This is a genomic window from Mesorhizobium sp. M7A.F.Ca.ET.027.03.2.1, assembly GCF_003999175.1.
GTDB lineage: Bacteria > Pseudomonadota > Alphaproteobacteria > Rhizobiales > Rhizobiaceae > Mesorhizobium.
Window position 1 is genome coordinate 1 of sequence record NZ_RZOM01000423.1, and the last position, 4,840, is coordinate 4,840.

The following is a 4,840-nucleotide window of genomic DNA, read 5'->3' on the forward strand; positions in this document are numbered from 1 at the left end:
CCAATCCCGATTGGCTGTCGAGCTTCTTCAATTCGCTGAGGGTCGCGGGCCTCGTCGCCGTTGCCGCCACGCTGATCGGCACGCTGGCGTCGCTTGGCCTCAGCCGCATGAAACATTCCGGCGCCGGCCTGCTGCGCGCTATCCTGATCACGCCGATGATCGTGCCCGGCGTGGTGCTGGCGATCGGCATCTATGCCGTTTACCTCGACTACCAGTTTGTCGGCACCACCACCGGCTTCGTCATCGCGCACACGATGCTGGCGATCCCCTTCGTCATCATCGCCGTATCGGCAAGCCTCGAAGTCTTCGACGTGCGGCTGGAAACGGCGGCGGCCAGCCTCGGCGCCAACCGCTTCACCACATTCCGCACCGTGACCTTGCCGCTGATCGCGCCCGGTATCCTGTCCGGGCTTTTGTTTGCCTTCGTCACCTCCTTCGATGAAATCATCGTCGCGCTGTTCATCACCAGTCCCTACCTCAAGACCTTGCCGGTGCAGATCTTCACCAGCATCACCCGCGACGCCGACCCGACGGTGACGGCCGTCGGAACCATCATCTTCATTGCCACGACGCTGATCATCAGCGCCGGGCTGATCATCAGCTCGAAATCGACGAGGAGTTGAGATGACTGCGAGGGAACGTGGCGCGGCCATCGACATCAAGGGCGCAACCAAGCGTTACGGCAATTTCACCGCGCTCGACGATGTCAGCCTGCATATCGAGCCGGGCGAGTTCATGACGCTGCTGGGGCCCAGCGGCTCCGGCAAGACGACCACGCTCAACGTCGTTGCGGGCTTCACCGACCTCACCGCAGGCGATCTTGCCGTCGGCGGCAAGAGCATCGTCGCCCTGCCGGCGCACAAGCGCAACATCGGCGTCGTCTTCCAGCACTACGCGCTGTTTCCGCACATGACGGTCGGCAAGAACGTCGCCTATCCCCTCACCTTGCGCGGCATGGACAAGCAGGCGCGCGACCGTCTCGTCGTACGAGCACTGGACATGGTCAAGATGGCCGATTTCGCGCATCGCTATCCCTCCGAACTTTCCGGCGGCCAGCAGCAGCGCGTGGCGCTGGCGCGTGCCATCGTCTTCGATCCGCCGCTGCTGTTGATGGACGAACCGCTCGGCGCGCTCGACAAGAAACTGCGCGAATGGCTGCAGCTGGAGATCAAGCGGATCCACCGCGAACTCGGCACCACCTTCGTCTATGTGACGCACGACCAGGAAGAAGCGCTGGTGCTCTCCGACCGCATCGCTGTGTTCAATCAGGGCCGCATCGAACAGGTCGGAACCGGCCGCCAGCTCTACGACGAGCCGACGACCTTGTTCGTGGCGAAGTTCATCGGCGAATCGACCAGTTTGCGCGGCGAGGCCCAGGCGTCCGGAGACCAGACCAGCCTGACGATCGCCGGCCAGAAGATCGTGGCCTACGGCAAGCTCGCCGGCGGCCGCAAACCGGTGGTCCTGCTGCGGCCGGAGAAGCTGTCGCTTGCCGGCACCAACACGCCTCCCGCCGCCGGGCAGAACAGCCTCACTGGTGAGGTCAGCGAAGCGATCTATCTGGGGTCGGGTTCGAAATACCAGGTGACGCTTCGCGACGGCTCGGTCGCCATCGTGCGCTCGTCGCTGGAAGCCACACCGTTCTCGATTGGTGACACGGTCGATCTGCGCTGGTCCGTCGTCGATGCAAAACTTCTTGCCGACGACGACCGCGCCGACATGACGATGACCTGACCGCTTTTCCCCACAGGGTTTTTAGACATGGACGCCAAAGTCAACGGCAACGTCTCGTTCTGGTATGCCGACATCGGTCTGCCGGCCTACCGCGCGCCGCTTCCAGGTGATCTCGAAGCCGATGTCTGCATCGTCGGCGCCGGCTACACCGGCTTGTGGACGGCTTATTATCTGAAGAAGGCCGATCCTTCGATCCGCATCGCCATCGTCGAGAGGGAGTTCGCCGGCTTCGGCGCGTCGGGCCGAAATGGCGGCTGGCTGTCCGGCGGCTTCAGCTGGTCGCGCGAAAAATATCTGCAGACCTCGACGCGCGGCGCCGTCATCGACATGGAAACCGCCATGCATGGCACGGTCGACGAAGTGATCGCGGTGACCGAGACCGAAGGCATCGATGCCGACATCCGCCGGGTCGACAATCTGACGGTCGCCACCAACCCGCCGCAGCTCGAACGGATCAAGGCCGCCTATGCCGATGCGATCGGCTGGAGCGTGCCGAGCGAGCGTGTCAGCCTGATCGGTCAGGAAGAGGCCAGAGCCCGCATCAACATCAGAAATGTGCTTGGCGGCTATATCCACCACGGCACCGCGCGCGTGCAGCCGGCCAAGCTGGTGCGCGGCCTGTCCGAAGCCGTCGAACGCATTGGCGTGCCGATCTACGAGCAGACCACCGTGACCGGCATCGAGAAGGGCAAGGTCACGACGAGCCGCGGCACCGTGCGCGCGCCAATCATCATCCGTGCCACGGAAGGGTTCACGGCCGGCATACCAGGCAATGAGCGGCTCTGGCTGCCGCTCAACAGCGCGCAGATCATCACCGAGCCGCTGCCGCAATCGCTATGGGACGAGATCGGCTGGGAGGGCCATGAGCTTCTCGGCGACGCCGCGCACGCCTATTGCTATGCACAGCGCACCAGGGAAGGCCGCATCACCATGGGCGGACGCGGCGTGCCCTACCGCTACGGCTCGCAGACCGACGTGCGCGGCCAGACGCAGCAGGCGACGATCGAAAGCCTGCACGCGATCCTCATCCGCCTTCTGCCACAGACAGCCAAGCTTCGCATCGACCACGCCTGGTGCGGCGTGCTGGGCGTGCCTCGCGACTGGTGCACGACGGCCGGTCTCGACCCTGAGACCGGCATCGGCTGGGCCGGCGGCTATGTCGGGCTCGGCGTATCCAGTTCCAACCTGTCGGGCCGCACGCTGCGCGACCTCATCCTGCGGCGCGACACCGAACTGACCCGACTGCCCTGGGTCAACCGCCAGGTCAGCAAGTGGGAGCCCGAGCCGATGCGCTGGCTCGGAGTCCACTCAATGTATCAACTCTATCGCGTCGCCGACGAACGCGAGGAGGCCGGCCTCCAGCACACGTCGAAACTCGCCGCGATCGCCGACCGCATCACCGGGCATTGAGCCTCGGAGCGACTCCAAAACTTTCTGCTTTTTCAGTGCCTGCCCGGAGACTGCCATGACCGATTTCCAGACCTTCGCCCATCTCGCCTCGATCGATCTCGGCGAGCCCGAGCCCAAGCCGACCTCGATCAGCGGCAATCAGTTCGAAGCAGCGAAGACGCTGTGGACCTCGCCCGACGGCACGCTGGAAGTCGGCGTCTGGGAGTGCACGCCGGGCCGCTTCACCGCATCGCGCGACAGCAATTCCGAAACGTGCCACATCGTGTCAGGCCGGGCCTCGCTGCATGGTCCCGATGGCCGCAGCAAGGACGTCGGCGCCGGAGAGATGCTGGTGCTGCCGAAAGGCTGGAAAGGCGAATGGACGATCCACGAGAAGACGCGCAAGCTCTATATCCTGCACTTCGAGGCGTGAGCCGACGTCCGCTTTGGCCGAAGCCTCCCCAACTTCGTCATCCTAGGGCGAAGCAGGAGCGAAGCTCCGTCGCGGAGACCCTGGGATCCATTCCGTGACAGCCATCGAGGAATGCAGCGGAACAGAATTCTGCACCGCTGCAGCGCTTTGAGGTCGCGGCATGTATCCCTTGGGCTGCGGAGCAGCTCCAAGGGTCTGCGCCGCGTCGCTACGCTCCTTGCTCCGCCCGTGGATGACGAAGCGATGGGCGCTACTCGTCGTCCAAACCGCCGGCCGTCGGCTTGCCTTCTATCGCCTGCCGCAAGGCGTCGTTGATGCGGTCCTGCCAGCCCGGCCCATCCTCCTGGAAGTGGTCCAGCACGGCGCGGTCGATCCGGATCGAAACAAGCTCCCTGACGCCTGGAGCGGCCGGCGGCTCGCGCACCGGAGCGGCCGGCTTCTTCACCGGTTTGAAAGCCGCCTCGGCGGCCTCCATCGGATTTGTCGGTCGGCGCGGGGGATTTGCCATTGGGATGACCCTGACTGAGACGATTCGTGCGCAGCACGCTTGCGCCACCATAGCCCAACCAGCGCCGTCGCGCAGGCCCATTTGGTTGGGACAATCACTCGGCTGCTTGAAGACTCTGCGCCTCGATGATGACCCTGATCTCGGCGCGGCAGGAGCCGCAATTCGTGCCGGCATGCAGGGCAGCGCCGATTGCCGCGACGCTGCCGCAGCCGCGGCGCACCGCTTCGACGATCTGGTTGGCGCCGACGCCGAAACAGGAGCAGACAATGGCGCCGCGATCGACGTCGACCCCGCCCGGCCGTCCGGCCACGATCGCCAGCCTTCCGCGCCGGTCGACATGATCGGCACTTAACTGTTCCGCCGCCCAGCCGCGCGACACGGCGACCGGGCCGGGCGCGACGAACAAGGCGCCTGACAGTTGATCGCCGTCGAAGGCGGCGATGCGATGCTGGCCGGCGTCGCAGTCATGATAGGCGAGCATTTCCGCACCCGGTGACGCGCCGAACAGTGACCCGGCAAAGCCGGCCCAGTCGATGTCGTCTTCGGCAAAGGCAAGCTCGACCCGCCAGCCGCCCTTGCATTTGGCCACGGCCCAATAGGCCGCGGCATCGGGCGACGGCCTATGCCGCGTCACCGCAAAGCCGAAGGCTTTTGCGGCGAATTTCTCGATGCGGGCGGCGACATGTTTCAGCGCCGGCTGGCCGGAAATGGGATCGGTCAGCGGCGCGGTCAGCGTGTCGAGCCGGCCCTTTGCCGAGAACTGATCGGTCCAGTGC

At 65.1% G+C, this 4,840-nt stretch carries 6 protein-coding genes; 4 read left to right on the plus strand and 2 right to left on the minus strand.

Annotation, left to right across the window (positions count from 1 at the left end; genetic code table 11):
* The 4 genes from EN750_RS18635 to EN750_RS18650 form a co-directional block, all read left to right on the plus strand.
* On the plus strand, positions 1 to 623 hold a 623-nt coding region (locus EN750_RS18635), incomplete at its 5' end, for an ABC transporter permease (RefSeq protein ID WP_145967759.1).
* A gap of 1 nt (position 624) precedes the next feature.
* Positions 625 to 1,734 carry an ABC transporter ATP-binding protein gene (locus EN750_RS18640; RefSeq protein WP_127267128.1) on the plus strand — a complete coding sequence of 370 codons (1,110 nt, stop codon included), beginning with the start codon at positions 625 to 627 and terminating at the stop codon, positions 1,732 to 1,734.
* A 27-nt stretch (positions 1,735 to 1,761) separates the two neighbouring features.
* A complete protein-coding gene (locus EN750_RS18645) occupies positions 1,762 to 3,144 on the plus strand; it encodes an FAD-binding oxidoreductase (RefSeq protein ID WP_127326488.1) in 1,383 nt (460 codons plus the stop codon).
* Between the two features lie 55 nt (positions 3,145 to 3,199).
* The gene (locus tag EN750_RS18650; RefSeq protein WP_127397290.1) at positions 3,200 to 3,556 is read left to right on the plus strand and encodes a cupin domain-containing protein; all 357 of its coding nucleotides are present in this window, start codon (positions 3,200 to 3,202) and stop codon (positions 3,554 to 3,556) included.
* Between the two features lie 250 nt (positions 3,557 to 3,806).
* Here EN750_RS18650 and EN750_RS18655 read toward each other — a convergent pair whose 3' ends face one another.
* On the minus strand, positions 3,807 to 4,064 hold the full coding sequence (locus tag EN750_RS18655; RefSeq protein WP_127397291.1) for a BrnA antitoxin family protein: 258 nt from the start codon (positions 4,062 to 4,064) through the stop codon (positions 3,807 to 3,809).
* A gap of 94 nt (positions 4,065 to 4,158) precedes the next feature.
* Positions 4,159 to 4,840 (minus strand): (2Fe-2S)-binding protein (locus EN750_RS18660; RefSeq protein ID WP_189526301.1); only part of this gene is annotated, 682 nt, incomplete at its 5' end.

Excerpts from the sequence above, each read along its gene's own strand:
- EN750_RS18640 (WP_127267128.1), top strand. The coding sequence starts at position 625 with ATGACTGCGAGGGAACGTGGCGCGGCCATCGACATCAAGGGCGCAACC.
- EN750_RS18645 (WP_127326488.1), top strand. The coding sequence starts at position 1,762 with ATGGACGCCAAAGTCAACGGCAACGTCTCGTTCTGGTATGCCGACATC.
- EN750_RS18650 (WP_127397290.1), top strand. The coding sequence starts at position 3,200 with ATGACCGATTTCCAGACCTTCGCCCATCTCGCCTCGATCGATCTCGGC.
- EN750_RS18655 (WP_127397291.1), bottom strand. The coding sequence starts at position 4,064 with ATGGCAAATCCCCCGCGCCGACCGACAAATCCGATGGAGGCCGCCGAG.